The organism is Escherichia albertii NBRC 107761 = DSM 17582 (assembly GCF_000759775.1).
GTDB lineage: Bacteria > Pseudomonadota > Gammaproteobacteria > Enterobacterales > Enterobacteriaceae > Escherichia > Escherichia albertii.
This window is the reverse complement of the sequence record NZ_BBMY01000221.1, coordinates 1-1,336: the sequence shown is the minus strand read 5'-3', so window position 1 is coordinate 1,336 and position 1,336 is coordinate 1. Positions and strand designations below refer to the sequence as shown.

At 50.1% G+C, this 1,336-nt stretch carries 2 protein-coding genes; both read right to left on the bottom strand.

What is annotated here, in order from left to right; all coding sequences use genetic code 11:
* Positions 1 to 303, bottom strand: a 303-nt coding sequence (locus EA14781_RS22165; protein WP_000949586.1) for an HPr family phosphocarrier protein, incomplete at its 3' end; no start/stop codon positions are given.
* Positions 293 to 1,336, bottom strand: a 1,044-nt coding sequence (locus tag EA14781_RS22160; RefSeq protein ID WP_042336386.1) for an FGGY-family carbohydrate kinase, incomplete at its 5' end; no start/stop codon positions are given. The genes EA14781_RS22165 and EA14781_RS22160, both read right to left, overlap by 11 nt.

The following is a 1,336-nucleotide window of genomic DNA, read 5'->3' as shown; positions in this document are numbered from 1 at the left end:
CCCCAGATTGGTGGTATTAAACGCGCCCGCTAATACCCGTTTTTCCTGAATGCGGTCGCGAAATAAGGCGGTGAGAGTCTGTATTGCCTCGTTTTCATCATCACCGTCGCAGCGTATTTCCACCATTTTTCCGCCTTTTATTCCTGCGCGCATAATATTCATCATGCTGGTGGCATTAATATCATTGTCTTCATAGTGCAGCGTCACTTTACAGCTATATTTTTTGGCGGCTTTCGCCAGACAGGCCGCCGGACGTGCATGCAGGCCAGTGCTGTTTTTGACCACCACGGTCTTACTCAACATAGTGCTCCTCCCGATGATGTAATGGCATCATGCCTTCTTGTTGTAATTTCAACTGATACCAGGTTTTCCATTTGTGCTGATAACGCTGTAATTGATGGTATCTCGCCCGATTCGGTAACAAACGTTGGGCTATGGTGACTTGCGGCGGTGGTATATCTGGTGTTGCGGTTAATAAGGCTCCGACAGAAACTGCCTCGTTAAATGCAATTGCTTCAACCGGACGCTGTAAAATATCTGCCTTTAATTGCAGCCAAAGAGGATTATGGGTCGCCGGACCAATCACTTTTAACGTACTGGTGCCAGGCACATTAAAACAGGCAAAGCAGTTGGCAAATTCCATGGTTAATCCCAGTGAAATACTGGCAATTAACATATCGATATTTAACGTATCACCAAGTCCATAAAATAATCCTCGGGTATGGCGATTTTTATAGGGCGAACCTGAACCGCGAAGATGCGGAATAAAGACGGGAATGTCATCGAGCAACCAATTTCCCGCCAGATAATCCGCATGTCCGCGAGTGAGTGACGCGGCGATCTCCTCATCAGTTAGCCGGAACGTGTTACGCAGCCACTCCAGAGCGAAACCGCTCACGGGCAGAGACGCAAACAGGGTGAACTGGTTGGCGAGCGAATAACAGCTGTTTGCCAGCTTGTCACGTTTGGCCTGTTCATCCAGTGTCGGTTGTGTATCCAGTTGCAGAATCCCTTCAGTGGTCCCCGTCGAGTTAAGGATATCGCCCGGCATCATCTGCAATGCCCGCGCGCCCACCATATGGTCATGTCCGGCCAGCGTCACGCTGACCGGTTGTGTGAATCCCAGCGTTTTGCAGAGTGACTTGCTGACCCATCCGGCGTGTTCACCTGGTTGCACTAATGGCGCAAATGCCGAACAGGGGATATGTAACAATGCTGCTGCTTTCGCTGACCATTCACCTTTGCGCACGTCCAGACACAGTGTACGGCTGGCTAAGGTGATATCCGTACGTTGTTCGCCAGTCAGTCGCCAGAGCAGCACTTCAGGGGCATTTTC